Origin of the sequence: Sphaerisporangium sp. NPDC049003, assembly GCF_043197795.1 — a bacterium.
Lineage (GTDB): Bacteria > Actinomycetota > Actinomycetes > Streptosporangiales > Streptosporangiaceae > Sphaerisporangium.
Genome location: NZ_JBICTU010000003.1, coordinates 73,485 through 99,047 on the forward strand (window position 1 = coordinate 73,485; position 25,563 = coordinate 99,047).

General features: G+C 71.8%; 23 protein-coding genes. 19 read left to right on the forward strand and 4 right to left on the reverse strand.

Annotation, left to right across the window (positions count from 1 at the left end; genetic code table 11):
• Nucleotides 1-34 precede the first annotated feature (34 nt).
• Nucleotides 35-1,123, reverse strand: a complete 1,089-nt coding sequence (locus ACGFIV_RS03870; protein ID WP_358551889.1) for a polyprenyl synthetase family protein — start codon at nucleotides 1,121-1,123, stop codon at nucleotides 35-37.
• Between the two features lie 269 nt (nucleotides 1,124-1,392).
• On the opposite strand from ACGFIV_RS03870, the gene ACGFIV_RS03875 reads away from it, so the two are divergent.
• The 15 genes from ACGFIV_RS03875 to ACGFIV_RS03945 all read left to right on the forward strand — a co-directional run bounded on the left by ACGFIV_RS03875 (nucleotide 1,393) and on the right by ACGFIV_RS03945 (nucleotide 17,557).
• Complete coding sequence (locus ACGFIV_RS03875) at nucleotides 1,393-3,348, forward strand: KedN5 family methylcobalamin-dependent radical SAM C-methyltransferase (RefSeq protein ID WP_392831706.1); 1,956 nt, start codon at nucleotides 1,393-1,395, stop codon at nucleotides 3,346-3,348.
• Between the two features lie 347 nt (nucleotides 3,349-3,695).
• A complete protein-coding gene (locus tag ACGFIV_RS03880; RefSeq protein WP_358551885.1) occupies nucleotides 3,696-4,271 on the forward strand; it encodes an RNA polymerase sigma factor in 576 nt (191 codons plus the stop codon).
• Nucleotides 4,255-5,031, forward strand: a complete 777-nt coding sequence (locus ACGFIV_RS03885; protein WP_358551883.1) for a hypothetical protein — start codon at nucleotides 4,255-4,257, stop codon at nucleotides 5,029-5,031. Before ACGFIV_RS03880 ends, ACGFIV_RS03885 begins: the two co-directional genes overlap by 17 nt.
• Complete coding sequence (locus ACGFIV_RS03890) at nucleotides 5,028-5,729, forward strand: hypothetical protein (RefSeq protein ID WP_358551881.1); 702 nt, start codon at nucleotides 5,028-5,030, stop codon at nucleotides 5,727-5,729. The genes ACGFIV_RS03885 and ACGFIV_RS03890 overlap by 4 nt, the downstream gene beginning before the upstream one ends.
• A complete protein-coding gene (locus ACGFIV_RS03895) occupies nucleotides 5,726-6,538 on the forward strand; it encodes a hypothetical protein (RefSeq protein ID WP_358551879.1) in 813 nt (270 codons plus the stop codon). The genes ACGFIV_RS03890 and ACGFIV_RS03895 overlap by 4 nt, the downstream gene beginning before the upstream one ends.
• 1 nt (nucleotide 6,539) lies before the next feature.
• Nucleotides 6,540-7,406 (forward strand): ABC transporter ATP-binding protein, encoded by an 867-nt coding sequence (locus ACGFIV_RS03900; protein ID WP_358551877.1) that lies wholly within the window; start codon nucleotides 6,540-6,542, stop codon nucleotides 7,404-7,406.
• Nucleotides 7,407-7,917: 511 nt separating this feature from the next.
• Complete coding sequence (locus tag ACGFIV_RS03905; RefSeq protein ID WP_358551875.1) at nucleotides 7,918-8,952, forward strand: ABC transporter substrate-binding protein; 1,035 nt, start codon at nucleotides 7,918-7,920, stop codon at nucleotides 8,950-8,952.
• A 5-nt stretch (nucleotides 8,953-8,957) separates the two neighbouring features.
• Nucleotides 8,958-9,824, forward strand: coding sequence for an ABC transporter permease (locus ACGFIV_RS03910; protein WP_358551873.1), 867 nt, complete (start codon nucleotides 8,958-8,960; stop codon nucleotides 9,822-9,824).
• A gap of 16 nt (nucleotides 9,825-9,840) precedes the next feature.
• The gene (locus ACGFIV_RS03915) at nucleotides 9,841-10,575 is read left to right on the forward strand and encodes an ABC transporter ATP-binding protein (RefSeq protein ID WP_358551871.1); all 735 of its coding nucleotides are present in this window, start codon (nucleotides 9,841-9,843) and stop codon (nucleotides 10,573-10,575) included.
• Nucleotides 10,576-10,623: 48 nt separating this feature from the next.
• Entirely contained in the window at nucleotides 10,624-11,694 is a 1,071-nt protein-coding gene (locus ACGFIV_RS03920) for an ABC transporter substrate-binding protein (RefSeq protein ID WP_358551869.1), read from the forward strand.
• Complete coding sequence (locus ACGFIV_RS03925) at nucleotides 11,694-12,761, forward strand: LLM class flavin-dependent oxidoreductase (protein ID WP_358551867.1); 1,068 nt, start codon at nucleotides 11,694-11,696, stop codon at nucleotides 12,759-12,761. The genes ACGFIV_RS03920 and ACGFIV_RS03925 overlap by 1 nt, the downstream gene beginning before the upstream one ends.
• A complete protein-coding gene (locus ACGFIV_RS03930) occupies nucleotides 12,751-13,914 on the forward strand; it encodes an LLM class flavin-dependent oxidoreductase (RefSeq protein ID WP_358551865.1) in 1,164 nt (387 codons plus the stop codon). The genes ACGFIV_RS03925 and ACGFIV_RS03930 overlap by 11 nt, the downstream gene beginning before the upstream one ends.
• A complete protein-coding gene (locus tag ACGFIV_RS03935; protein WP_358551863.1) occupies nucleotides 13,914-14,858 on the forward strand; it encodes an ABC transporter substrate-binding protein in 945 nt (314 codons plus the stop codon). The genes ACGFIV_RS03930 and ACGFIV_RS03935 overlap by 1 nt, the downstream gene beginning before the upstream one ends.
• Nucleotides 14,859-14,956: 98 nt before the next feature.
• Entirely contained in the window at nucleotides 14,957-16,618 is a 1,662-nt protein-coding gene (locus ACGFIV_RS03940) for a protein kinase (RefSeq protein ID WP_392831718.1), read from the forward strand.
• A gap of 87 nt (nucleotides 16,619-16,705) precedes the next feature.
• Nucleotides 16,706-17,557, forward strand: a complete 852-nt coding sequence (locus ACGFIV_RS03945) for a PHP domain-containing protein (protein ID WP_358551859.1) — start codon at nucleotides 16,706-16,708, stop codon at nucleotides 17,555-17,557.
• A gap of 17 nt (nucleotides 17,558-17,574) precedes the next feature.
• Here ACGFIV_RS03945 and ACGFIV_RS03950 read toward each other — a convergent pair whose 3' ends face one another.
• On the reverse strand, nucleotides 17,575-18,360 hold the full coding sequence (locus tag ACGFIV_RS03950) for an aminotransferase class IV family protein (protein WP_392832062.1): 786 nt from the start codon (nucleotides 18,358-18,360) through the stop codon (nucleotides 17,575-17,577).
• Between the two features lie 140 nt (nucleotides 18,361-18,500).
• The gene (locus tag ACGFIV_RS03955; protein ID WP_392831723.1) at nucleotides 18,501-19,448 is read right to left on the reverse strand and encodes a D-isomer specific 2-hydroxyacid dehydrogenase family protein; all 948 of its coding nucleotides are present in this window, start codon (nucleotides 19,446-19,448) and stop codon (nucleotides 18,501-18,503) included.
• Nucleotides 19,449-19,481: 33 nt separating this feature from the next.
• Between ACGFIV_RS03955 and ACGFIV_RS03960 the strand changes: the two genes are divergently transcribed.
• From ACGFIV_RS03960 to ACGFIV_RS03975, 4 genes are all read left to right on the forward strand, one after another.
• On the forward strand, nucleotides 19,482-19,631 hold the full coding sequence (locus tag ACGFIV_RS03960; protein ID WP_358551853.1) for a hypothetical protein: 150 nt from the start codon (nucleotides 19,482-19,484) through the stop codon (nucleotides 19,629-19,631).
• Nucleotides 19,632-19,641: 10 nt separating this feature from the next.
• Nucleotides 19,642-19,974 (forward strand): YnfA family protein, encoded by a 333-nt coding sequence (locus ACGFIV_RS03965; protein WP_358551851.1) that lies wholly within the window; start codon nucleotides 19,642-19,644, stop codon nucleotides 19,972-19,974.
• A 402-nt stretch (nucleotides 19,975-20,376) separates the two neighbouring features.
• A complete protein-coding gene (ppdK, locus tag ACGFIV_RS03970; protein ID WP_392831727.1) occupies nucleotides 20,377-23,037 on the forward strand; it encodes a pyruvate, phosphate dikinase in 2,661 nt (886 codons plus the stop codon).
• A gap of 194 nt (nucleotides 23,038-23,231) precedes the next feature.
• Nucleotides 23,232-24,467, forward strand: a complete 1,236-nt coding sequence (locus ACGFIV_RS03975) for a deoxyguanosinetriphosphate triphosphohydrolase (RefSeq protein WP_358555714.1) — start codon at nucleotides 23,232-23,234, stop codon at nucleotides 24,465-24,467.
• 3 nt (nucleotides 24,468-24,470) lie between these two features.
• Here the strand turns inward: ACGFIV_RS03975 and ACGFIV_RS03980 are convergent, their stop codons facing one another.
• Nucleotides 24,471-25,421 (reverse strand): M23 family metallopeptidase, encoded by a 951-nt coding sequence (locus ACGFIV_RS03980; RefSeq protein ID WP_358555764.1) that lies wholly within the window; start codon nucleotides 25,419-25,421, stop codon nucleotides 24,471-24,473.
• Between the last annotated feature and the right edge of the window lie 142 nt (nucleotides 25,422-25,563).

Sequence of the window (25,563 nt, forward strand, 5' to 3'; positions counted from 1 at the left end):
ACCTCGTGTCTCCTTGTGATCGCGCGGCTGGTCTTCATCTCACCCGGCTGACGGTGCGCTCGACGAACCCGGCCAGATGGTCCCGGCTCCGGGTCGGGGGCAGCAGGGCGAGCGCGGCCCTGGCCCGCGCCGCGTACGTGCGGGCCATCGACGTGGAAAGGGTGATGGCGTCGGTGCGGCGGAGCACGTCGCCGACGGCGTCCAGCGCCTCGTCGACGCCCATCTCCCCGAGGAAGGCGGCGTCGAGGACGTCCCGCTCGCCGGTCCCGCCGTTCTGGTAGGCGAAGATGATCGGCAGCGTCAGCCTGCGGTTCTTGATGTCGCTGGTCGCGGGCTTGCCCGTCATCTCGGACCCGGTGACGTAGCCCAGCAGGTCGTCCTGGATCTGGAAGGCCACGCCGAGGCTCTCGCCGTAGTCGGCGAGGGCGCGCACCCATTCCGGCGGGCCGCCGCCGAGGACGGCGCCGCACTGGCACGCGCCGCTGAACAGGGCCGCGGTCTTCATCCTGATCATGCGCAGGTACGCGTCGATGTCGCGGACCGACCTGCTGGTGATCTCCGCCTCCAGCGCCTGGCCGCGGCAGAGCTCGACGCCCGCGCGGGCCACGATCTCCATCGCGGTGACGATGCGGTCGTCCGGCACGCCGCGGGCACGGCACTCGGACAGGCACACGAAGATCTGGAAGAGCAGCGCGTCACCGGCCACGATGGCGTTGTCCATGCCGAACTTGCGGTAGACGGCCGGGCGGCCCCGGCGCATCGCGTCGCCGTCGATGATGTCGTCGTGGATGAGGCTCGCCACGTGGCCGCACTCGGTGCCCACTGCGGCGGGGAGCACGTCGGGGATCCGCCCGCCGACCGCCTCGGCGGACAGCAACAGCAGGATCGGCCTGAACAGCTTGGCCGGCGCGGTCAGCGCGTAGGCGCAGATCTCGTCCAGCGGGTCGGCTATTTCCTCGCGTGATTCCTGTGGGCTTTCACCGTACGTCCAGCGCCGTTTCACCTCGTTTTCAAGGAGGAACAGGTGGGCCGGTGGAATTTCGCCGTCCGGCGATCCGGCCCGGGGGTCGGATCGAACGGCGGCACGACCATCGCTGCGTACGGTGACATCGCTGTTACCCATGGCGCCTTCCATTTATGTCGTCGGCCATGCCGCAGCCCATGTTTCGGGGTGGCGAAGATCCGGTCAAGGGAGATGCCGTGGCGCGTGCCCACAGACTAGGGAAACTCCTAGGGCCCCATCTGCGCTTATCCCTAGGTTCCATTGGCCGGGGGGATCTGTCTGAGTAACTTCGGGTGCAGATTTCAGGGCCAGGGGGGAAAGCAGCTTCTGCGCCGGCAATGGCCCCGAGCCGTCATTATCGAGCCCGAACGAGGCCACCTGCCATGGACATGGAAAAACGCATTCTCGTTGGTGTCGTACAGCAAGGTGTGTGGGATATGGCGCTGGAGTCCATGCCCCTCGCCGCCGGTTATCTCAAGTCCACCGCGCTCGCCGACGACCGGATGAGGCGGGAGGCCGACATCCGGATATTCAATTTCGGTGGCGGCACCTCGATCTCCGCGATGGCCACCGAGATCTTCAGCGAGCGGTGCCCGCAGATCTTCGCCTGCTCGGTGCTCGGCTGGAACTTCCGCGCCTTCGGGTCGCTCGCCGAGACGTACAAGCGGATGAACCCGGACGGATGGGTGGTGTTCGGCGGTACGCACGTCGCGCACCAGGCCGAGCGGGTCTTCCGGCTGTTCCCCGCCGTGGACGTCATCGTCAACGGTGAGGGCGAACTGGTCTTCCGCGACCTCCTCAACGCCCACCTCGACGGGCGCCCGGTGCACGACCTCGGCCACATCCAGGGCATCTCGTTCCGCGACACCGAGCGGATGATCCACACCACCCCGCCCAGGGAGCGCATCGAGAACCTCGACGTCATCCCGTCGCCGATCCTGTCCGGCGCCCTGGACATGGTGGACGCGGAAGGCCGGTTCCGCTACGACGTCGCCCTGATGGAGACCAACAGGGGATGCCCGTACAAGTGCTCCTTCTGCTTCTGGGGAGGCGCGGTCGGCCAGCGGGTCAAGGCGTTCTCCCGCGAGCGGCTGCGCGCCGAGCTGGAGGTGTTCGCCAAGCTCCAGGTCGAGACCATCGCCCTGTGCGACGCCAACTTCGGGATGCTCCCGATCGACGAGGAGTTCGTCGACGACCTCATCGAGATCCGCGACCGGTACGGTTACCCGCGCGCCCTGGAGAGCTCGTGGGCCAAGAACAAGTCCAAGGTCTTCTACTCCATCGTCCGCAAGATGAAGAGGGCCGGCCTGCGCAGCTCCTTCACCCTGTCGCTCCAGACGCTCAGCGACGACGCGCTGTCGCTGATGAATCGCCGCAACATGAAGGTGAACGACTGGGAGGACCTGGTCACCTGGCTCAACGCGGAAGGGCTCGAATGCTACGCCGAGCTCATCTGGGGCGCGCCGGGGGAGACCGTCGAGTCGTTCTACGAGGGATACGACAGGCTGGCGAGCCGCATCGCGCGCATCGCCGTGTACCCGCTGCTCCTGCTGCCCAACACCGAGTACTACGACAAGCGCGACGAGCACGGCATCGTGGCCGTGCGGGGCGACACCGACGACTTCGAGTACTCGCTGGCCCACAACACCATCAGCTTCGCCGAGAACCTGCACATGCAGAAGTTCATGTTCTGGGCGCGGGTGATGGCCGAGTACACGGTGCTGCGCCACGCCTGGGCGCCGCTGCGCGTCCTCGGCGGTCTCAGCCAGTCGGGGGTGCTGCGCAACATCCAGCACTGGATGGAGGAGACCGACGACCCGGCCGCCGAACCGCTGCGCGCCCTGCTGCTGCGCGCCGCCGCCGACCAGGACGCCTACGGCCCCGCGGTCGCCTACCTGCTGAGCGACGGCGAGGCCAAGCGCCTGCTGACGCGCTGGTGGAACGAGTCGATGCGCCCCGTGCTTCCGCCCGAGGCGGTGCCGGTGCTGGACGACATCTTCCAGTACGACCTGCTGACCCACCCGATCCTGCGCCGCGACGACGTCTTCGACACGGCCGAGGCGCTCCCGATGGTGCGCGTCGACACCGACGACTACTTCCTGCGCTCCGGCCTGAAGTTCGAGCACGACGTGCCGGCGATCCTGGACGCGATGCGCGCGGGGGAGCCGCCGGACCTGTCACCCTGCCCCGTCACGCTGGACCTGTACTACCGCACCGGCTTCGAGAACTTCCTCGGCACGACGAACCACGAGGAGATCATCTACTTCATGGGCATGAGCCGCCGGCAGATCGACGCCGCCGCACCCCCGCCGGCCGTCGAGGCCGGATCGGCGGCCCTTGGGTGACACGCCCGGTCGCGCGGCGTCGGCCACGCCGCGACCTGGTCGAGACGCCGGGCGACCTCGGTCAGGTAGCCCGGCGTCCACCACTTGGGCTGCCCGGCCGCGAGGCCGAGCAGGCTCATAGACGTAGAGGTCCCTGACGCCGCCGCCCCGGAGCCGGGTGGCCAGTGTGGCCGGCTCGCGGTCGTCGTTGCGCCCGTCCACCCCGCTCCCTGCCGGTGATCCGAACCCCCCCGGATCGCCATGAACCCTACCGCCGTCACCCGTTCGCCGCGTCTCGCCTTCGAGGCTTTTGAACCTGGGGGAGAGCTGCGTGCTACATACCTGTCGTGGACGGGGGAGTGGAGGGGATGGCAGTGCGCCTCGCGGGGATCGGCGGTCGTGCGCGGGCGGGGACGCCGGCGGAGGACGCGGACGTCCTGGCAAGGGTGGCCGGCGGTGACCCGGTCGCGCTGACCGAGCTGTACGAGCGCTACGCCAAGCCGGTGTTCGCCTTCCTCTACCGCCTGGCCGGTGACAGGGGCACGGCCGAGGAGATCCTCCAGGACACGTGGCTGGCCGTATGGCGGTCGGCGGGCACGTACCAGAGCAGGTCCAGCGTGAGCACCTGGCTGTTCGGCGTCGCGCGCCGCCAGGCGCACAACCGGCTGCGCGGCGCTCCCCCTCCGGTCGCCGCCGAGCCGTCCGCCGACGGGACGGATCCGGCCCCGGGCCCCGAGGAACTGGCCGTGGGCCGCGACCGGGTGCAGAGCGCGCTTCTACGGCTGCCGCTGGCGCAACGCGAGGTGGTGGTGCTCGCGTTCCTCGACGACCTGAGTCAGCACCAGATCGCTGAAGTGCTGGACATTCCCGTCGGCACGGTGAAGAGCCGGCTGCATCACGCTCGCGCGACCCTGAGGGAGTGCATCGATGAACCAACACGGTGAATGGCCGGAACTGCGGGGGATCGGGGACGGCATCCCGCCCGCGCCGGGCCGGGAGATCGTGCGGAGCGTCCTGCTGAGGTCCGTGCTGGAGGGGGGCGTGCCGCCCCCCGGGCCGAGGCCGATGAGGGCGCGGGCGCTGCTCTGGGCGGAGGCCCGCGTCGTGCCCCGCGCGGTCTGGCTGGCCTCGGCGCTGGTCATGGCGGCCGGCGTGGGCTTCGTCCTCGCCCAAGGCCATGCGGCAGAGCCGGTGATGGCGCTCGTCGTCCCGCTCGTCACCGGCATCGGGATGGCCGGGGTGTACCCTCCCACGCGCGACGAGGCCTTCGAGGTCGTGGCCGTGACGCCGACCTCGCCGCGTGTCCTGTTGCTGGCCCGGATGACGCTGGTGCTGGGCTACGACCTCGCCCTCGCGCTGCTCGCCTCGGCGGGACTGTCCCTGACGGCCTCCACGCCCGCCGGGCTCGGAAGGCTCATCATGGTCTGGCTCGGGCCCATGGCGCTGCTCGCGGCGCTCGGCCTGCTGCTCTCGGTGTGCTGGAACCCCGAGGGCGCCATAGGCGTGGCACTGGTGGCGTGGATCCTGTACGCGCTCACCTTCACCCCGTGGTCCCTCGCCAGAGGCGTCCGCGTTTTCTGGGCCGCCGAACCGGTGACGCTCGCCGTCATCCTCGCTCTCGCCGCCGTCCTCGGCGTCGCGGCCGTGATCGCCGCGGGCCGGAATGAACCGATCAGGCGCACCCGCGCAACTCACTGGTCATGAAACGGTTCGACCTCTGGTCCCATGAGATAGGCAGAGCCGGGCCGGCGGCACTGGTGATGCCGCCGGCCCTCGTCCTGCTGACCGGGCTCCTCGCCCTTTTCGGCACCCGGCTCGGCTCGCTGGAGGGCAACACGGCGTGGATGCTCCTCGGAGCGGTCGAGGCGGGGTTCCCGCTCATGACGGGGATCGCGGCGGCCTCGCTGATCGGCAGGGACCCCGCTGTGGAACTCCAGCTCACCCTTCCCTCGGGTTACCGGGTGACCCTGCTGCGCCGCCTCGCCGTGACGTCCGGGTGGGCGGCGCTGTGCGCGACGGCCGCGACGGCGCTGTTCATGGCCACCGGCTGGTGGGACGTGGTGCCCGGTACGCCCGGTGGCCTGGCCGGTCAGCTCACCTGGCTCGCTCCGACCGTGTGGCTCACCGCCCTCGGGCTGCTCGCCGCCGCCGCCTTCCGGAGCACCGTGGCCGCCACCACGACGGTCGCCATGGTCTGGCTGCTCGAACAGGTCGTCGGCGACGTCCTGCGGGGGAACGCCGTGACGCGGTCGCTCTACCTGTTCGCCACCAGCCATGGGGCGGGGGCCGATGACTGGTCCGTCAACCGGGTGACCCTGCTGGTGACGGCCATGGCGCTCCTCGCCGCCGCGTGGCCCCTGCTCGGTGACGCCGAGCGTGTTCTCGGAGGTGAGACCGAATGATCGCGACCCTGCGGTACGAGTTCGGCATGCAGGTGCGGCGGCCGATCCTGTGGATCGTCTACGGGCTGGCCTCCGCGGCGCTGGTGGGCCTGATGTGGCAGGGGTACGTCGTCCCGACGCTGGGGCTCGGCGACCCGGACGACCCTCGGTCCGCCATGATCGCGGTAAGCCAGACGGTCATGACGCTGATGCCGATCGTCTATGGCTGCCTGCTCGCCGACCGGCTCATCCGCGACAGGACGCTGGGCGTCGCCGGGATCCTGGACAGCACCCCGGCGGGCCGTACCGGGCGGTTGATCGGCAAGTATCTGGGCGTCTGCGCGGCCACCGCGGCGCCGATCGCGGTGATGTACCTCGGCCGGGCGGTCGTCTACGCCGTCGCCGAGGGAAAGCCGCAGGCGCTCGGCTGGGCCGTGGTCCTCTTCCTGGTGAAGATCGTCCCCGCGCTGGCCTTCGTCGGTGCCCTCTCGCTCGCCGGCCCGTTGCTGGTCCCGCCCCTGGTGTTCCGCGTGCTGTTCGTCGGCTACTGGTTCTGGGGCAACCTCATCCCCGCCACCATGATGCCCACCCTTTCCCACACCGTCTTGTCGGCGAATGCCGACTATGTGGAGTACGGGCTGTTCGGCGACCCGTCGACGGCGCCGGGGGCCGATTACCCGCCGTACGGCCCGTGGGACGGGGCGGCGCTGAACCTTCTTCGCCCGCTCGCCTCCCCGGCCGTCGCCTTCCTGTGGATCGGCCTGATGGTCGCCATGGCCGCCGTCGCGCTCTTCCTCGCCCGTCTCCACGCCATCCGTACGGAGTCCTGACATGCGCATCGAGATCTCCCACCTGACCAAGACCTACAAGGGCCGTGTGCGCGCCCTCGACGGGGTGGACCTCGACGTGCCGACCGGCATGTACGGGTTGCTCGGATCGAACGGGGCGGGGAAGACCACGCTCATGCGGATCCTGGTGGGGCTGTTGAAGCCCACCTCCGGGACGATCCGCGTGGGCGGGCACGACCTCACCACCCCCGACGGGCTGCTCGCCGTGCGGCGGGCCCTCGGCTACCTCCCCCAGGACCTCGGGGTCTATCCCGACCTCACCGCACGGCGGTTCCTCGACTACATCGCCCTGCTCAAGGGGCTCGACGCCCGTGACTTCCGGCGCCGCAGGATCGGCGAACTCCTGGAGGTGGTGGGGCTGTCCGACGTCGCCGACCGCAGGCTCAAGGGCTTCTCCGGGGGGATGCTGCGGCGGGTCGGCATCGCCCAGACGCTGCTCGCCGATCCTGGCCTGCTGGTCGTGGACGAGCCCACGACCGGGTTGGACCCCGAGGAGCGCATCCGCTTCCGCACGCTGCTCTCCCAGCTCGCCGGGGACCGCACGGTGCTGCTCAGCACGCACATCGTCGAGGACGTGGCGCAGACCTGCCGCTACCTGGCGGTGATGGCGAAGGGCCGCGTGGTCTTCAGGGGTGACGTCGGCGAGCTGGTCGCGCAGGCGGACCGGCGGGTGTGGACGGTCACGACGCCGGGGCCCGAGCCGTCACAGGGAAGGGTCGTGTCCGCGCTGCCGGAGGGGGCGGGGATGCGTTACCGCGTCGTCGCGGCCACCCGGCCCGACCCGTACGCCGAACCCGCGGCGCCGACGCTCGAAGACGGCTACCTCGCGCTCATGGAGACCGGCCGCTAGGAACGCCCCACCCCCGGCCGCGAGCCCCACGGCCTGGTCACGCCCGGCCTCTAGCGTCACGGCCTGGTCACGCCCGGCCTCTGGCGTCACGGCCCCCGCGCCGTACGGGCGCACGTACCCCGCGTACGTGCGCCCGTTTGTCGTTTTCGGATGCTCTGCGACGTTTCTGTCATCTCGTCATGTGAGATGCGACTTGACTGCTGTATTACCTACCTGAAAAATAGGTATTGTGCCGAATGTGACCCTCACCGCCCGGCGCGTGATCGACCTCATGTACGTGGACAGCAGCCTCTGTCGGTGAACGTGGTCCGTCTCGCGCGTGGTCCGCGCTGGAGACGTCTCTCCTGATCTCCATCTCCTCTGATCGCCCCTGGTCGCAGGGGCCTCTCGCCGTGCCCGGCGGCAGGACGCCGCCGGTCGCGTCCGTCGCTTCATCCCACTGTGTAAGGGGCTTGTCATCATCATGTGGAATCCTCGCCGCCACCATCCGGATCCCCGGCCTCGCCTGCGCGTGCGCGCAGCGGTCGTGACCCTGGCCGTCTCGCTCGCCGGCCTCACCGCCGCCTGCGGCACGCCGTCCGCGGCCGGTGAGGGACCCTCGTCCGCGGGAGGCACGGGAGCGGTGCTCAAGCTCCAGGACCCGGGCAACGCCGGCCCCCTCGCCTACGCCAAGCGCGAGGGCATCCTTGAGAAGCGGCTCAAGGAGGTCGGCGCCTCGGTCGAGTGGGGCGGCTCCTACGCCTCCTTCACCGCCACCATCGACGCCGTCCACTCCGGTTCGGTGAACGTGCTGGCCGGGGCCATCTCGCCCGCCGTCGGCTACCTGGCGAACAGTCCCGACATCAAGATCTTCTCGGTCACCGACCCGATCACCGATCCGGCCGCCCCGCAGACCGACGGCCTGGTCGTCGCCCCCGACAGCCCGATCACATCGGTCAAGGACCTGATCGGCAAGCAGGTGGCGGTGAACAAGGGCGGCAAGGGTGAGTACCTGCTCCTGCTCGCCCTGGAGAAGGCCGGGGTCCCCGTCGACCAGGTCAAGCGGGTCTACCTCAACCCCGACCAGGGCGCGGCGGCGTTCGCGACCGGCAAGGTGGACGCCTGGTGGGCGATCGTCAAGGCCTACCCCGAGGTGGTGGCCAAGGGGGCGCGGGTGATCGTACACGGCCGTGACCTCGGCGACAGGGACCTGACCATCGCCGCCGCGCGCGACGAGCTGCTCGAAAAGCACCCCGAGGCGGTGCGCGTCTACCTGGAGGTGCTCCAGGAGCTGACCGGCGAGGCCAAGAAGGAGCCGGAGAAGTTCGAGAACGTCTTCCTCAAGCAGGGGCCGACGGCCGTCACCGGCGCGCGGCTGGAGCAGGACATCGCCACCGCGAAGTACGCGAACATCCCGCGCACCGTGACGCCGGACGACGGCGCCAACATCCAGGACGTGGCCGGCCTGTTCCGCAAGTACGGCGTGGTGCCGGGCTCCATCGACCCGGCGGACGTGCTCTTCGACCTCAAGGCGGCCGGCTCCTCCTCGCCCGCCGCCTCCGGGTGACCGCCGTGACCCTGGAGAGAGTCCACGCGGTGGACGACACGGTGGCCCGTCCGCAGGCCGAGGTCACCGGGCTGGAGGCGCCGAGGTACCTCGGGTCCCGCCGCCGCCCCGCCGCCCTGTCCGCGGGCGTGCGGATCGGCGTGCCGCTGCTCCTGCTCATCGCCTGGTGGTACGGGTCGGGCACCGGGCGCATCCCCCCGGACGTGCTCGCCGCGCCGGCCTCGGTGTTCGACGCCCTGCGCGAGCTGGTCGCGACCGGCCAGCTCGCCGACTACCTGCTCGCCTCCGCGCGGAGGGCCGGGCTTGGCGTGCTCGCCGGCGGGGGCATCGGGCTCCTGCTCGGGGTCGCCGCCGGCATCTCGGCCCTCGGCGAGGAGCTGGTCGACCCGACGATGCAGATGATGCGCGCCGTGCCGTTCCTCGCGCTGGTGCCGCTCTTCATCTCCTGGTTCGGGGTCGGCGAGACGTTCAAGATCGTGCTGATCGCGGTGTCGGCGGCCATCCCGATGTACGCCTACACCTACCTCGGCGTGCGGAACGTCGACCGCAAGGTCGTCGAGGCGGCCCGCGGCTTCGGCCTGCGGGGCCACCGGCTCGCGCTCGGCGTCGTCATCCCGACCGCCCTGCCCAACATCCTGATGGCGCTGCGCATCTGCCTGTCGGTCTCGCTCACCGGCCTGATCGCGGCCGAGCAGGTCGGCGCCACCGAGGGCATCGGCTACCTGGTCACCCTGGCGCAGCAGTACTTCAGGCCCGACTACATGGTGCTCTGCGTCCTCATCTACGCCGTCCTCGGGCTGATCTTCGACGCCGCGATCCGCCTGGTGGAGCGGCTGGCCATGCCCTGGCGCGGACACGTGGTCGCCCGATGAGCCCGAGGAGGCCGCGATGAGCGAGCTCAGGGTCGGGGAGAAGGAACCCGGCGACCTGGCCGTGCGCGTCAGCGGGCTGAGCAAGGCGTTCGGCGCCAAGACCGTGCTTTCGGGGATCGACCTTTCGATCCGCAGGGGCGAGTTCTTCGCCCTCCTCGGCCCGAGCGGCACGGGGAAGACCACCCTGCTGCGCATCCTGGCGGGCCTGGAACTCCCCGACGCGGGGACCGTGCTCGCCGCCCCCCGCCGGACGACCGTCTACCAGGAACCCCGGCTGATCCCCGCCAGGAGGGTGCTCGCCAACGTCACCCTCGGTCTGCCGGCCTCCGCCCGCGAGGCCGGGCGCCGGGCCCTCGCCGAAGTGGGACTGGACGGGTACGGCGGCGCGTGGCCGGCGACCCTGTCCGGAGGGGAGGCGCAGCGGGTCGCCCTCGCCAGGGCACTGGTCCGCGATCCGGAGGCGCTGCTGCTCGACGAGCCGTTCGCCGCGCTGGACGCGCTGACCCGGCTCCAGATGCAGGAGCTGGTCGCCGAGCTGTGCGCGCGCCACCGCCCGGCGGTCGTCCTGGTCACCCACGACGTGGACGAGGCCGTACGGCTGGCGGACCGGGTCGTGGTGCTGCGGGAAGGCACGCTGGCGGTCGACAGGACGATCGACCTGACCCACCCCCGGGACCGCGACAGCCTTCCGTTCGCCGAGTACCGCCGCCTGTTCCTGAACCACCTGGGCGTCGTCACCGCCTCGCACTAGCCGCCGGAGGCCGCGCACGGCCTCCTCCATGAGCGAATGAGGAGTCGCATGTCATCCATAGACAAGATCTGGTACACCCGCTGCCCCGTGCCCACCGCCAGCGGCCTGGCCCACAACCAGGGCTGGCTGGCCGAGGAGTTCCGGGCGGCCGGCCTGGACGTCGGCATCCTGCAGGACGCGGGACCCGAGCTGGCCCGGCACCACTTCGACCACCAGCTCCTCGGGCTGTTCCGGGAGGGCGGCAACGTCCCCGCGCTCGCCGCGCGGTCGGCGGGCGCCCCGACACGGCTGATCGGCCTGACCTGGATCGAGGAGTGGCAGTCCATCCTGGTCAGGGCCGGATCGGGCATCACCGGCGCGGCCGGCCTGGCAGGCGCCCGGGTCGCGCTGCCCGCGTGGGCCGAGACCCGCGCCGAGAGCTTCCCCCGCGCCATGGCCCTGCACGGGTTCAAGGGCGCGCTCGCGCAGGGCGGGCTGACCCTCGACGACGTCACGTTCGTGGAGGTGGCCGCCCAGACCAGGCCGTCGGTCGGCCGGGACGCAGGCCGCGAACCAACCCGCGAAACAGGCCGGGACGCGGACGGACGCGCGTTCTCCTGGCCGGGCATCGCCGAGCTCGCCCGAGGCGAGGTGGACGCCGTCTACGCCAAGGGCGCGCGGGCCGCCGAGCAGGCCAAGGAGATCGGAGCGGTAGTGGCCGTCGACCTGGACGCGCACCCCGACCTCCGTACCCGGGTCAACAACGGCACCCCGAGGCCGATCACCGTGCACGAGCGGCTCCTGGACGAGCACCCCGACCTGGTGGTGGGGTTCCTGGCCCAGACGCTGCGCGCCGCCGACTGGGCGCGGGGAGACCTCGGCCGGGTACGCGAGATCCTGGCCGGCGAGACGCGGTCCGGGGCGGAGGCCGTGGAGACCGCCTACCGAGGCGACTTCCACCGCTCGCTCCATCCCGATCTGTCCCAGGAGCGGCTCGGCCTGCTGCGCGTCCAGAAGGACTTCCTGCTGGTGCACGGCTTCCTCGACGCCGACGTGGACCTCGACGCCTGGGTGGCGCCCGAGCCCCTGGAACTGGCCCGCGAGCGTCTCACCGCGCGCCCGGCGGGGGTGGGCGCCTGATGGGCGGGCACCCGGACTTCCTGATCACGGTTCCGACCCGGGGCGACGGGCGCGACCCCGGGCGCAGGGATCGGGGCGACTGGCAGCCCGGCGCGCGGCGCCCGCTGCCCTCGCTCGTCACCGACCCCCGGCCCGGCGCCTACGGGCCGTTCGACCACCTCGCGCAGATCGGCCGGGCCGCGGAGATCGCGGCCGTCGGCGGCGCGCTGGTGCCGTTCGACCCGGCCGGCGAGGAGTCGCTGGTGGTCGCCGCCGGGCTGCTCCGGCACAGCCGTCACCTGCGGGTGGTGGCCGGGTTCCATCCCGGCATCGCCACGCCGGTCTACGCGGCCAAGTTCTCGGCCTCGCTCCAGCGGTTCACCGGCGACCGGCTCGGATGGCAGCTCGACGTCGACCTGGACCCGGCCGTCGCGCGGGCGCAGGGAGACCACCTGCTGGGCGCGGACCGCTACGCGCGAGCCGACGAGTTCCTCACCGTGGCGAGGGGCGTGTGGCACGAGGAGGGCTACACCTACGAGGGCCGCTTCTACCAGGTGCTCGCGGGCGGCTTCCAGTCGCCGAACTCGGGCCTGCCCTTCCCGCCCGTCCACCTGACCGGCACCTCGCCTGAGGCGTTCGCGCTGTCGGCCCGTCACGCCAACATCCACCTGTTCACCCCGGACCAGGATGTCCGGGCCGGCATCGCCGAGCTGGCCGCGCTGGCCGAGGCGGAGGGGCGCCGCGTCGCGTACGGCCTGCGGATCCCCGTCCTCGCGCGGGATGACGACGACGAGGCCTGGGACGAGGCCCGGCGGCTCTGGGTCCTCGCCGGGGGAGAGGCGGCCGGCCTGCCGGATCCGGACCCGCGCACCCGCCTGTGGCCCGGTTTCGGCCGGATCGCCGGCACAGGCTCCGCCCCGTCCGGCCTGGTCGGGTCGTACGAGACCGTCGCGGCCGGGATCAGCGGCTATCTCGACCAGGGCGTCACCACCTTCGTCCTTTCGGCATGGCCCGCCATCGAGGAGACCTACCGGCTGGGCGAGCGGCTGCTGCCGCTGTTCGCGAAGGAGATCGAGCATGCCCATTGACATCTACTGGCGTATCGGCACCCACGGTGACCAGCAGTCGCTGCGGCGCCGGGTGTCCAGCCGAGGGGAGTGGGCGCCGGTCGTGCCGGGCAGCCTGACCCCCGGCGTACGGGACGGCCGCCGTGACGGGTACTCCTACGTCGACCACATGGCCGACGTGGCGAGGGCGTCGGAGATCTCGGGGTTCGTCGGCGGCCTGCTGCCGTCGTTCCCCTTCACCGACGACCCCTGGGCCACGGCCGCCGCACTGGCCCGCGAGACCACGACCTACCGCTTCATGATCGCCTACCAGCCGGGCTTCCTGCACCCGGTGCAGGCGGCGCGGATGTCGGCGAGCCTCCAGCGGGCGACCGGCGGGCGGGTCGTCTACAACATCATCTCCGGCGGAGGCGGCCCGGCCCAGCTGTGGTGGGGCGACCGGGTCGACCACGACGACCGTTACGCCCGTACCTCGGAGTTCCTCGACGTGCTCAAGGGCGTGTGGAACGGCGGCCCGTTCGACTACGAGGGCCGGTTCTACCAGGTCGAGGGGGCGGGGCTCCCTGAACCGCTCGCGCGTCAGCCGTTCCCGGAGATCTACTTCTCGGGCTCCTCCAAGGCCGCGATCGAGGCGGCGGGGCGGCACGCCGACTACTACCTGTCGTGGCTGGAGCCCTTCCCCGCGCTGGCGGACAAGTTCGCCCAGGTGCGCGGGCACAGCTCGGCGATCGGGCGCGCCCCGAAGTTCGCCGTGCGCGTCGACGTGCTCGCCCGCGAGACCGAGGAGGCCGCGTGGGACGAGATCCGGCGCGGCTGGGAGCACGTCGACCCGGCGGCGCTCCGCGGCCCCGACGGCGACTCGGTCGGGTGGCTGCGCAGCCAGTCGTTCGTCTCCTGGCCGGTGAGCGACCCCCGGGAGCTGGAGGTGTCGCCCAACGTCTGGGGCGGCTTCCACCTGCTCCGCGGCGGCCCCGCGTTCGGGCTGGTGGGCAGCTACCAGCAGGTCGCCCAGCGGCTCGACGAGCTGATCGGGATCGGCGTCGACGCCTTCATCCTCGCCGGCGTTCCTCACCTGGAGGAGGCGTACCGCGTCGGCGAGGAGGTGCTCCCGCTGCTCCGGGGCCACGACATCCGCCACGACTCCCCGCTGTCCGTATCGAAAGGATCCATCTGATGAGTGTTCGCGTCGGCTACTTCCCCAACAACAACTCGCTGTGGGTGCTGCGCCACCGCGGCATCCTGGAGCGCTCCCTTCCCGATGTGGAGTGGGTGGACCTGCGCGGCCTCCCGGCGGGGGAGCGTCCCGCCCCCACCGACGGACTCCCCTCCGCGCACGGTGACCACCTGTTCGACGGGGGGTACGACTTCATCGGCACCGGCTCCACGCCGCCGGTCACCGCCCAGGGCAAGGGCCTCGACATCGCGTACGTGGCGGTCTCCGGCCCGCGGCACGAGAACGGGCGGCTCGTCGTCCACGAGGACTCGCCGATCACCTCCCTGGCGGACCTCGCGGGCAAGCGGGTGGCGCTCGGGCACGGCTCGTGGCAGACCACCCTGCTGCTGTTCGCCCTCGACCGGGCCGGGCTGACCTGGAAGGACATCGAGCCGGTGGACGCCTATGGGGACGCGGCCCAGCTGTTCCTCGACCGGGAGGTCGACGCCTGGGTGGGCTCCTACCCCTCGCTCACCAGGGTCGAGCGGGAGGCCCCCGTCAGGGAGCTCGTCGAGACCGAGGGGCTGTTCAGCCACCGCTCTCTGTGGTTCACCCGCCGCGACTTCGCCGAGGGGCACCCCGAGGAGCTCGCCGCCATCGTCGCGGCCCTGCAGGAGTCCGACGCCTGGATCCAGCGGAACCCGAGGGCCGCTGCGGAGCTGTTCGCCGCCGAAGACGGCGGGGACCTCGACGCCTGGGAGCACGCCCTGCGTACGCGGCCGTTCGGACTGCACCCCGTCGGCGAGGACTTCGTCGCCGAGCAGCAGCGCGCGGCCGACCTCTTCCACGCCAGCGGCCTGATCGACCGGAAGATCAGCGTGGCCGAGGCGGTCCTCCCGGAGATCGGCCGCCTGGTCGAGTCCACCGGAGCCCAGGGGAGTTCCCGCTATCCTGGGACGCCGTAACGGTTCATGATCGTCACGGTGGTCTCTCCCGGCGGGTTCGGCTCGTCCGCGGCACAGGGGCGCCACGGTGCCGGCCATCGACGAGGAGGGCGTCTGGCGTGCTGCTGGCGGCTCGGTACCGGTTGGACGAGCCTCTCGGACGCGGGGGGATGGGCGAGGTCTGGCGGGCCAGGGACGAGGTCCTGGACCGCCAGGTCGCGGTGAAACTGCTGCTTCCGGCGGCTCTCGACTCCTCGGCCGCCGCGCGGTTCCGGAAGGAGGCGCAGGCCACCGCCCGCCTGAACCACGCGAACGTCGTCGCCGTCCACGACTTCGGCGAGGCCGAGGGCCGCCTGTACCTCGTCATGGAGCTGATAGATGGACCCAGCCTGGCGGAGCACCTGGCCGCGAGGGGGAGCCTCAGCCCCGAGGAGGTGGCCCGCACCGGGCTCCAGGCCGCGTCGGGCCTGGCCGCCGCCCATCGGCAGGGCGTGATCCATCGCGACGTCAAGCCCGGCAACCTGCTCCTGACGGCGGACGGCACGGTGAAGGTCGTGGACTTCGGCATCGCCCGCCTGGCCGACCAGGCGGCGACCGCGCTGACCGGCACTGGCCTCATCGTGGGGACCGGTTCCTACCTCGCGCCGGAGCGGGCCCTCGGCGAGGACGCCGGGCCGGCGTCCGACATGTACGCGCTCGGGTGCGTGCTGTACGAGCTCCTGGCAGGGCAGGCGCCCTTCCGCGCGGACACCTTGCCCGCGCTGCTGTACCAGCACGTCCAGGTCGTGCCGACGCCGCCGAGCCGGCTTCGGGCGGATGTGCCACCCGGGCTGGAAGCGCTGTTGCTGAGCCTGCTGGAGAAGGATCCGGGTGCGCGGCCGGGGGCCGATCAGGTCGCGCACTGGCTGGCCTCGGGATCGCGGCCGGGCGCGGGCCCCGGTGGCGTCTCTGGGCATCCGGTGCCACCCCTGTCCCCCCAAGCGCCGCATGGGCCTTCCCCGACCCGTGTCATGCCGCCGCCGCACCCGGCCGCGCCTACCTCGACCCGTGTCATGCCGCCGCCGCACCCGGCCGCGCCTACCTCGACCCGTGTCATGCCGCCGGTAGTTCAGCCTGGTGCGCATGCGCCGACCAGTGCCATGCCGCCGATGCCCGCCGTGGAGGTGGGCAGGGCGGGCAGGGCCATCGCCGCCTGGCGGTCCCTGGCCCCGAACCGGCGCAAGCCCGTGGTGGCGGCGGCCGGGGTCGCCGTCGCCGCCGTCGTGGTGCTGGTGATCTCGGTCCTCCGGCCGGCCACGGAGGCCACGAACACGGCGGCGCGTTCGACGGTCGGCTCGTCCCCGTCCGTCCCGTCCGCGCCGCCTCGTGTCTCGGTGTCGCCACGGCCCACGGCGACCGCTTCGGCGGTGGCGGAGACGCCGGCGCCGCTGTCCGACGACCCGCGCGTCCTGCTGGCCCAACTGGCGCAGGCGTTGCGCGTGTCGGCCGGCGAGGGCAGGCTCGATCCCCGGGTCGCCGACGAGGTGCGGCACAGGATCGCCGACGCGTCGTCCAAGCTCGCCCACCGGCCGGACCGCCACGGCAAGAAGGGGCACGAGGCTCGCAAGGCGGCCGACCGGATCCGCGATGTCCTGCACAAGCTCGCCGACGCCGAAGAACAGGGGCGGTTCACCCGCACTCCCGCGCTCACGCGGCTGCTCGTTCATCTCTCCGGCCTGGTCGGGTACGACGGCCCGTCCCGGGACCGCCGCCGGGCCGGCGGAGACGATGACGAAGACTAGGCTTCGTCGCCGAGCGGCGCCTCACGTGAAGCCCTCACTGAAAGGGCTCGGCCGCGCGACCGGGCCGTCGAACCGAGAGGCTCGGGTATGCGGATCGACCTGCACACGCACTCCACCGTCAGCGACGGCACCGACACGCCCGAGGCCCTGATGAGCCGGGCCGCCGCCGCGGGGCTCGACGTGGTGGCGCTCACCGATCACGACACCACCGCCGGCTGGCCGGCCGCCGCGGCCGCCGTCCCCCCCGGGCTCACGCTGGTGCGCGGCGCGGAGCTGTCGGGACGGTGGTTCGGAAGCGAGCCCTCGATCGGGCTGCACCTGCTGGCCTACCTGTTCGACCCCGCCTACGAACCGATGGTGGCCGAGCTGGCCAGGGTGCGCCGGTCACGCGACGTCCGGGCGGAGAACGTCGTCGCGCTGCTGAACGCCGACGGCATCGACCTCACGCTCCCCGAGGTACGGGGTTACGCCGCGGGCGGCACCGTGGGGCGCCCGCACATCGCCCGGGCGCTCGTCGGGCGGGGCCTGGTGCGGTCGGTGGACGAGGCGTTCGCCCCCGAATGGCTGGGGAGCCGTTACCGGCTGCCCAAGGCCGACATCGACGTGCTGACCGCCATCCGCCTGGTGAACGAGGCGGGCGGCGTCTCGGTGCTGGCCCACCCGAGGGCGGGCAGCCGGGGCCACATCGTGCCCGACGACCTGATCGCCGATCTCGCGGTGGCGGGCCTGTGGGGCGTGGAGGCCGGCCACGTGGACCACACGCCCGAGGACCGCGAGCACGTGCGCCTGCTCGCCCGCGACCTGGGCCTGCGGGCCACCGGCTCCAGCGACTACCACGGCGACAACAAGACCGTGCGACTCGGCGCCTACACCACAGGCCCGGCCGTCTACGAGGACCTCGTCGCCACCGCCACCGGCGCCGCCCCCGTCCACGGGTAGCCGGCCCGCCGCGCGGGTCAGAGGGGGTCGCCGGGGATGGCGGCGTACTCTCTGCGCAGCGTGGTGAGGAGCGGCTCGTCCACCGCCAGCTCGGCCCCGTCGATCGAACGGACGGGGCGCGGGCCGACGGCGGCGTTGGTGACGAACGCGGAGGTCATCGCGGGCAGGTCGCCGGTGCCGACGTCGGCGGCGTCGAAGGGGATGCCGGCGCGGCGCATGACGTCGTTGAGGAGGCGCATCGTCACGCCGTCGAGGCGGTTCGACTCCGGCCACAGGACGCGGCCCGCGCGGACGAAACCGATGTTCCAGGTGGCCCCCTCGGTCACGCGGGACAGACCGTCGACGAACAGCACGTCGTCGTCGCCGCCGAGCCGCGCGAGCCGCCGGTGCAGCACGGAGCCGAACAGGCCGGTGTGCTTGACCTCGGGCAGCTCGCGCTCGTAGTGGACGGCCCCCAGCCTCAGCGGGGCGAGGTCGGCGGGGACCGGCCTGGTGGTGACGAGGATCTCGGGCCGGGCCTTGGCCGCCGGGTGGGCCAGGTCGAGCTCGGGGTCGAACACGGTGACCCTCACGATGACCGGCGACGGCGCCGAGGCCGCCGCCCGGCGGACGAGATGGCGCACCCGTTCGAGATCGAGGTCGACGCCGTGGAGGATCCGGCAGTCGCCGAGGAGCCTTTCGAGATGGAGGGAGAGACCGCGGACCCTCCGGTCCTCCACCCGCATGGTGGTGAAGTGCCCGTAGTTGTAGAGCGCGAGCGTGCCGAGCTCGCCGGGGGTGACGGGACGTCCGTTCAGCTCCATCATGCGGTCCATCCTGGCAGCTACCCGTCCGCCCACCGGCCCGCGAGCCCGCATGTTCGCCCCGGGCGTGAACCCCGCGTACGGCCCCGCGTACGGCCCGCGTACGGCCCGGCGTGTGTCCCGGAGGTGCGGAGGACGCCTCAGTAGCCGGTCACGGGGTCGATCACCCCGTCGAGGGACAGGCCGGCGCCGAACCGGCGGACGTTGTGCTCCACCCGCTCGCACAGCATGCGCAGGACGTAGTCCGCCGAATCGGCGCTGTGCGAGGTGATGAGGGCCCTCGGGTCGCTCCACAGCGGGTGGCCCTCCGGCAGGGGCTCGGGGTCGGTCACGTCCAGCCCGGCGGCCGAGACGCGGCCCTCGGCGAGCGCCCGGACCAGAGCGTCGGTGTCGATGTGCGCGCCGCGCGCGACGTTGACGACCACCGAGTGGGAGGGCAGCAGCGCCAGCTCGGCGGCGCCGACGACGTGCCGGGTCTCGGCCGTCAGGGCGAGGGCCAGCACCAGCACGTCGGTGCCGGGAAGCACGCCCGCCAGCGCGGAGGGCGGCAAGGTCTCGTCGGCCCCCTCCACCTTGTCCGGCCGCCGGCGGATGACCCGGACGCGGCAGTCGAAGGGCCGCAGCAGGCGGACGAGCCGCTCGGCGATGCCCCCTCCGCCGAGGATGGTCACGCTGAGACCGGCCAGGGACCGGGGATCGGCGGACGACCAGCGCGGTGTGCGCGCCTGGCGCGAGACGCCACGCAGGCAGGCGAGGATCAGCATCAGGGCGTGCTCGCTCACCTGCCCGGCGAAGGACCCCTTCGCGCAGGTGAAGACCACGGGGCGCCGGAGGACACCGGTGGCCGCGTACTTCTCGACGCCCGCCCAGGGGAACTGCACCCACCGGACGCCCGGGCCGCCGTCGAGGGCACGGCCGAGCAGGTCGGGGCGGCCGGGGACGAGCCATACGAGCCCGTTGGCCTCGGCCTGCGGCACGACGGCTCCGCCGCCGCGGGCCACGGCCTCCTCGATGCCGGCGCGGATCCGATCGGGGCCGCCGGTCGCTCCGGGCTCGGCGTTCGGGACTATCGCGATACGGGCTTGCACGGCGCTCATTCTTCCGCACTAGGGTCGGCAGGCGTGGCGGAGACCTGGACGACGATCGGCACGGCCGCGGGCATGTTCGCCGGCACCAACATCGACGACATCATCGTGCCGTTCGTGCCGAGGCGTGCCGCGGAGGCGCGTTCGCTTCTGAGCGTCAGGCCCTCCGCGTGCGGTGAACGCTAGTCTGGTCGTCATGGTCGTGTTGCGCTCCATCGCCCTGTTCGTGCTGGCCGCGGTGGCCGAGATCGGGGGCGCCTGGCTGGTGTGGCAGGGCGTGCGGGAGCATCGGGGCCTGCTCTGGATGGGCGCGGGGGTCCTCGCGCTCGGCGTGTACGGGTTCGTCGCCACCTTCCAGTCCGATCCCAACTTCGGCCGCATCCTGGCGGCCTACGGCGGCGTCTTCGTCGCGGGCTCCCTGGCCTGGGGCATGATCGCCGACGGGTTCCGGCCCGACCGCTGGGACGTGATCGGCGCCCTGGTCTGCCTCGCCGGCGTCGCCGTCATCATGTACGCCCCGCGCGGCTGAGCGACGCCGCCAAGGCGGCCCCCGCCTGCCACGGACTCCCTGACGCTCGTCGCCGGACGCCCGATGATCTTCCCGGCGTCGGCCGGTAGCGGCGACCGGACATCGGCGGTCCCTTCCCTGTCATTGTTCCGCGACGCCCGGAGAAAGGTCTACACCAATTCACGGGTGGGTGGATCACCTCTTAATCCCAGTGATTGACCAAGAATTGGTATATACCACGACCGGCACCCCGAGTTTCGCCCGAGTTCACCTCGCCGGAGGAATGGATTAGACCGCTATATTGGGTTCTACCAGGGAAAACGCCATGATGAGGCGAGGGTGACGTTTCCCGATGTAAATCGTAGGTAGAGTCCCCGGAACGAGGCGGAATCGTACGCCATTGAAGTCGTTGAAGGAGCTGGAGTGCCCAAGTACGTATACGACTTCACCGAGGGCAACAAGGATCTCAGGGATCTCCTCGGTGGTAAGGGTGCCAATCTCGCGGAGATGACGAACCTCGGCCTTCCCGTGCCTCCGGGGTTCACGATCACCGTCGAAGCCTGCCGGCGCTACCTCTCCGACGGAGGCTTCCCCGAGGGGCTCTCGGAGGAGGTCGAGGCCCACCTGACCGCGATGGAGAAGGGGATGGGCAAGCGCCTCGGCGACGCCGGGGACCCCCTGCTCGTCAGCGTGCGCTCCGGAGCCAAGTACTCCATGCCCGGGATGATGGAGACCGTCCTCAACATCGGCCTCAACGACGAGTCCGTCCAGGGACTGGCCAAGCAGGCGGGCGACGAGCGCTTCGCCTGGGACTCCTACCGCAGGCTCATCCAGATGTTCGGCAGAACCGTGCTCGGCATCGACGGCGACCTGTTCGAGAACGGGATCGACGAGGCCAAGCGGCACAAGGGCGTCGACAGCGACCTGGACCTCGAAGCCTCCGACTTCCAGCGCCTCGTGGAGACCTACAAGGGCATCGTGAGGGAGCAGACCGGTCACGAGTTCCCCTGCGACCCGCGTGAGCAGATGCGGCTCGCCGTCGAGGCGGTCTTCGAGTCGTGGAACGCCCCCCGCGCGATCATCTACCGCCGCCAGGAGCGCATCCCGGCCGACCTCGGCACGGCGGTCAACATCGTCGCGATGGTCTTCGGCAACCTCGGAATGGAGTCGGGCACCGGCGTCGCGTTCACCCGCGACCCAGGCTCGGGCCAGCAGGGCGTGTACGGCGACTACCTCCAGAACGCCCAGGGCGAGGACGTCGTCGCGGGCATACGCAACACCGTCCCATTGCAGAAGCTCGAGCGGATCGACCCGGAGTCCTACCAGCGGCTCCTCGGCATCATGGAGACGCTGGAGAACCACTACCGCGACCTGTGCGACATCGAGTTCACGATCGAGCGCGGGAAGCTGTGGATGCTCCAGACCCGCGTCGGCAAGCGTACGGCCGCCGCGGCCTTCCGCATCGCCATCCAGCTCGTCGACCAGGGCCTCATCGACCTCGACGAGGCCGTCTCGCGGGTGACCGGGGACCAGCTCGCGCAGCTCATGTTCCCCCGGTTCGACCTCGGCGCCGGCCGACGGCGCATCGCGAAGGGCATGAACGCCTCGCCCGGCGCCGCCGTGGGCAAGGCCGTGTTCTCCTCCGAGCGCGCCAAGGAGCTGGCCGGGCAGGGCGAGGACGTCATCCTGGTCCGCCGGGAGACCACACCGGACGACCTCGTCGGCATGATCGCCGCGCGGGGCGTGCTGACCAGCAGGGGCGGCAAGACCTCGCACGCCGCGGTGGTCGCGCGCGGCATGGGCAAGACCTGCGTGTGCGGGGCCGAGGAGCTGGAGGTCGACGCGCAGGGGAGGCGGTTCACCGCCCCCGGTGGCGTGGTGGTCGAGGAGGGCGAGGTCGTCTCCATCGACGGCGGCACCGGTGAGGTGTACCTCGGCGAGGTGCCGGTCATGGCCTCGCCCGTCGTCGAGTACTTCGAGGGCTCGGGCGACAGCGGCGACGAGCTCGTCCAGGCCGTACACCGGATCATGAGCCACGCGGACGGGCGCCGCCGCCTGGACGTACGGGCCAACGCCGACAACCCCGACGACGCCGCCCGCGCCCGCAGGTTCGGGGCGCGGGGGATCGGGCTCTGCCGCACGGAGCACATGTTCCTGGGCGACCGGCGGCAGCTCGTCGAGGATCTGATCCTGGCCGGTTCGGGCGAAGAGCGCCGCGCGGCCCTGGACGCCCTCGAACCCCTCCAGAAGTCCGACTTCGTGGGCATCCTCGCGGAGATGGACGGGCTGCCGGTGACGATCCGGCTGATCGACCCGCCCCTGCACGAGTTCCTGCCCGACCTCACCACCCTCTCGGTGAAGATCGCGCTGGCCGGAGCCGACGCGACGCCGAGGGACCGCGAGCTCCTCGCGGCCGTCAAGCGGCTGCACGAGCAGAACCCGATGCTCGGCCTGCGCGGCGTGCGGCTCGGCCTGGTGATCCCCGGCCTGTTCGCCATGCAGGTGCGGGCCATCGCCGAGGCGGCGGCCGAGCGGCGCGCGGCTGGGGGCGACCCCCGGGCCGAGATCATGATCCCGCTGGTCAGCGCGGTGCAGGAGCTTGAGGGCGTACGCGACGAGGCCGAGCGCATCCTCGACGAGGTGGGCGTCGAGGCGCTGATCGGCACGATGATCGAGGTGCCCCGGGCGGCCCTGACCGCCGGGCAGATCGCCGAGGCGGCGCGGTTCTTCTCCTTCGGCACCAACGACCTGACCCAGATGACCTGGGGCTTCTCCCGTGACGACGTCGAGGCCGCGTTCTTCTCGCGGTACCTCGACCTCGGGATCTTCGGGGTGTCCCCGTTCGAGACCATCGACAGGAGCGGCGTGGGCCGGCTGATGAGCATCGCCGTCGAGGAGGGCCGCAAGACCCGTCCGGACCTCAAGCTGGGCATCTGCGGGGAGCACGGCGGCGACCCCGAGTCGGTGCGCTTCTGCCACGAGATCGGCCTCGACTACGTCTCGTGCTCGCCGTTCCGGGTCCCCGTCGCCCGCCTGGAGGCCGGGCGCGCCGCCCTGGCGTGCGCCGAGCCCGAGTCCCGCTGACCCCGTCCCTCGTGTCCTGGACCCCACTGGCGAGGGCCGCTGTCCGGCCCTCGCCAGTGGGGTGCGGGCGGCGGCGGGTAGGGGGGTGTTACGGGCCGTCTGACCTGCGAAGAGAGAGGAGATGCGCCGGACATCGTGAGTTTCCTGCATGTTTGTGATGCGCAGGCCCTCACGGGGGTAGCATCCCGCTACCGATGAGAGCCTATGAAGAGTTCGAGCAGGCGAGATGGGTGCCGGAGCCTCCCGGCAACCCCGAGCGCAGCGCGTTCGAACGCGACCGCGCGCGGGTGCTGCACAGCGCCGCCCTGAGACGGCTGGCGGCCAAGACCCAGGTGGTCGGGCCGGGGGAGATCCCCGACCACGGCCGCCACATCGGGCGCACCCGCCTGACCCACTCCCTCGAATGCGCCCAGATCGGCAGGGAGATGGGCAAGGCGCTCGGCTGCGACCCCGATCTGGTGGAGACCGCGTGCCTGGCCCACGACCTCGGCCATCCGCCGTTCGGGCACAACGGCGAGACGGCGCTCAACGAGCTGGCGGCCCGGTGCGGGGGCTTCGAGGGCAACGCCCAGAGCCTGCGGCTGCTGACCCGGCTTGAGGCCAAGGTCCTCACGAGCGACGGCAGGAGCGCCGGGCTCAACCTCACCCGCGCGACGCTCGACTCGGCGCTGAAGTACCCCTGGACGTCGGCCCACGGGCCGAAGTTCGGCGTCTACCCCGACGACCTGCCGGTCTTCGACTGGGTGAGGCAGGGTGTCCCGGCCTCCCGGGTCGGCTTCGGAGCGCAGGTCATGGACTGGTCCGACGACGTGGCCTACTCCGTCCACGACCTGGAGGACGCGCTTCACTCCGGGCACGTCACACTGGCTTTGCTGCGGGATCCGGGGGAGCGGCGCGACGTCTGCGAGCGCACCCTCAAGTGGTACGCCGTCGACTCCTCCCTGACCGAGCTGGAGGACACCCTCGCGAGCCTGGTCGCCGAGCCGCTCTGGCCCTCCCGCTTCGAGGGCACCATGGCCGACCTCGTGGCGCTCAAGTCCTGCACCAGCGCGCTGATCGGGCGGTTCTGCCTGTCCGCGCAGGCCGCCACCCTCCAGGCGTACGGCCCGGGGTTCACCAGGCACGGCGCCGACCTGATCGTGCCGAGGGCGGCCCGTCTTGAGTGCGCGCTGCTCAAGGGGGTGACCGCGCACTACGTGATGGCCAGGGAAGACCACAACGCCAACCAGGCCCGCCAGCGCGAGCTGATCGCCGAGCTGGCCTCGATGATCATGCTGGGCGCCCCGGGGACCCTGGAGCCCGCCCTGCGGGCCGCCTTCGCCGACGCGGGCGACGACGCGGGCCGGCTGCGCGTGGTCGTCGACCAGATCGCCTCGCTGACCGACGTCTCCGCGGTCGCCCTGCACCGGAGCCTCGGCTCCCGCGCCTAGCGCCTAGCCCGGAGTACGGTCGTGCGTCCCCGCCTCGCCGCGGGCCCGGCCGGTGGTGACGACGTCCGGGTCGGCGCTCTGGGTCGGGATGGGCCGCTCCTCGGGCTTCTTGCCGGGCTTGGACGCGCAGAGCGTGCGGCACGGGGGCGCCGCGCCCACCCTGGCCCGCACGGCTGCCACCTGCTGGGCGGGGGACAGGGTGCGGTTGCCGTTCAGCCACGCGTCCAGGTAGGTCCACGGGTCGACCATGCCCCGCCGGACCCACCACAGCTTGGACGGCGCCGCCCAGGACACCGCGAAGTAGAGGTTTGAGCCCCCGCCTCTGGCGTTCCCCGAGTCGCCGATCTGCCCGAGCACCTGGCCCGCGCTCACGGCCATACCGGGCTTGAGGCCCTGCGCGACCGTGTCGAGGTGGCCGCCGAAGTACAGGACGCCGTCGGCGCCGACGATGGACACGAACCGGCCCTCGCGGTCGGCCCCGTGGTCGGTGGACGACTTCCAGCGGTTCCTGGTGTTCACCTCGTGGACGGTGCCGCTGACGGGGGCGACGAAGGAGCAGCCCTTCCCGGCCCAGATCGTGGTCTTGGGCAGGACCAGCTGCTTGCGGGCGTAGCTGATCCGGCATCCGCGCACGGGGAAGACGTAGCTGAACCTCGAAAGGCGCGGTGGGGGCACCCGGACCGGGCCGTCGCCGGGCGGCGGCTTCACCGCGGGCGCGGAGGCGCTGGGCTTCAGCGTGGCGGCGTCGATCTCGCCCCGCGGCCCGCTGGGAGACGCGCCGGGCTCGCCTGAGAACGCCTCCGCGGCTCCGAGGGCCTCGGCGGCTGTGCTCGCCGTGATGTCCGGAGCGGAAGTGGGCGGCGACGTGCTGATGCCGGCCACTCCGCCCGGGGCGGTGCAGGCCGCGGTGACCAGCACCGTCGCGGCAATGGCGGCGAGTCGCCCCGATCGCATGATCTCCACCCGCCTGACGTTACCGAAAATGAGCGTTTCCTTTGTAACCGACCTTCATGGCCGACACGACCCATTCGCGGAAAATCACCCACCATGTACGGCTCGCGCCCCAGGTTGTCGGTGGTGAGCCGTAGACTCACGG

Bases quoted from the DNA above. Each gene is read 5' to 3' on its own strand.
- ACGFIV_RS03920 (WP_358551869.1), top strand. From the start codon at position 10,624: ATGTCATCCATAGACAAGATCTGGTACACCCGCTGCCCCGTGCCCACC.
- ACGFIV_RS03915 (WP_358551871.1), top strand. From the start codon at position 9,841: ATGAGCGAGCTCAGGGTCGGGGAGAAGGAACCCGGCGACCTGGCCGTG.
- ACGFIV_RS03870 (WP_358551889.1), bottom strand. From the start codon at position 1,123: ATGGGTAACAGCGATGTCACCGTACGCAGCGATGGTCGTGCCGCCGTT.
- ACGFIV_RS03980 (WP_358555764.1), bottom strand. From the start codon at position 25,421: ATGCGATCGGGGCGACTCGCCGCCATTGCCGCGACGGTGCTGGTCACC.
- ACGFIV_RS03930 (WP_358551865.1), top strand. From the start codon at position 12,751: ATGCCCATTGACATCTACTGGCGTATCGGCACCCACGGTGACCAGCAG.
- ACGFIV_RS03885 (WP_358551883.1), top strand. From the start codon at position 4,255: ATGAACCAACACGGTGAATGGCCGGAACTGCGGGGGATCGGGGACGGC.
- ACGFIV_RS03965 (WP_358551851.1), top strand. From the start codon at position 19,642: ATGGTCGTGTTGCGCTCCATCGCCCTGTTCGTGCTGGCCGCGGTGGCC.
- ACGFIV_RS03890 (WP_358551881.1), top strand. From the start codon at position 5,028: ATGAAACGGTTCGACCTCTGGTCCCATGAGATAGGCAGAGCCGGGCCG.
- ACGFIV_RS03935 (WP_358551863.1), top strand. From the start codon at position 13,914: ATGAGTGTTCGCGTCGGCTACTTCCCCAACAACAACTCGCTGTGGGTG.
- ACGFIV_RS03950 (WP_392832062.1), bottom strand. From the start codon at position 18,360: ATGGAGCTGAACGGACGTCCCGTCACCCCCGGCGAGCTCGGCACGCTC.
- ACGFIV_RS03975 (WP_358555714.1), top strand. From the start codon at position 23,232: ATGAGAGCCTATGAAGAGTTCGAGCAGGCGAGATGGGTGCCGGAGCCT.
- ACGFIV_RS03945 (WP_358551859.1), top strand. From the start codon at position 16,706: ATGCGGATCGACCTGCACACGCACTCCACCGTCAGCGACGGCACCGAC.
- ACGFIV_RS03880 (WP_358551885.1), top strand. From the start codon at position 3,696: ATGGCAGTGCGCCTCGCGGGGATCGGCGGTCGTGCGCGGGCGGGGACG.
- ACGFIV_RS03895 (WP_358551879.1), top strand. From the start codon at position 5,726: ATGATCGCGACCCTGCGGTACGAGTTCGGCATGCAGGTGCGGCGGCCG.
- ACGFIV_RS03875 (WP_392831706.1), top strand. From the start codon at position 1,393: ATGGAAAAACGCATTCTCGTTGGTGTCGTACAGCAAGGTGTGTGGGAT.
- ACGFIV_RS03900 (WP_358551877.1), top strand. From the start codon at position 6,540: ATGCGCATCGAGATCTCCCACCTGACCAAGACCTACAAGGGCCGTGTG.
- ACGFIV_RS03925 (WP_358551867.1), top strand. From the start codon at position 11,694: ATGGGCGGGCACCCGGACTTCCTGATCACGGTTCCGACCCGGGGCGAC.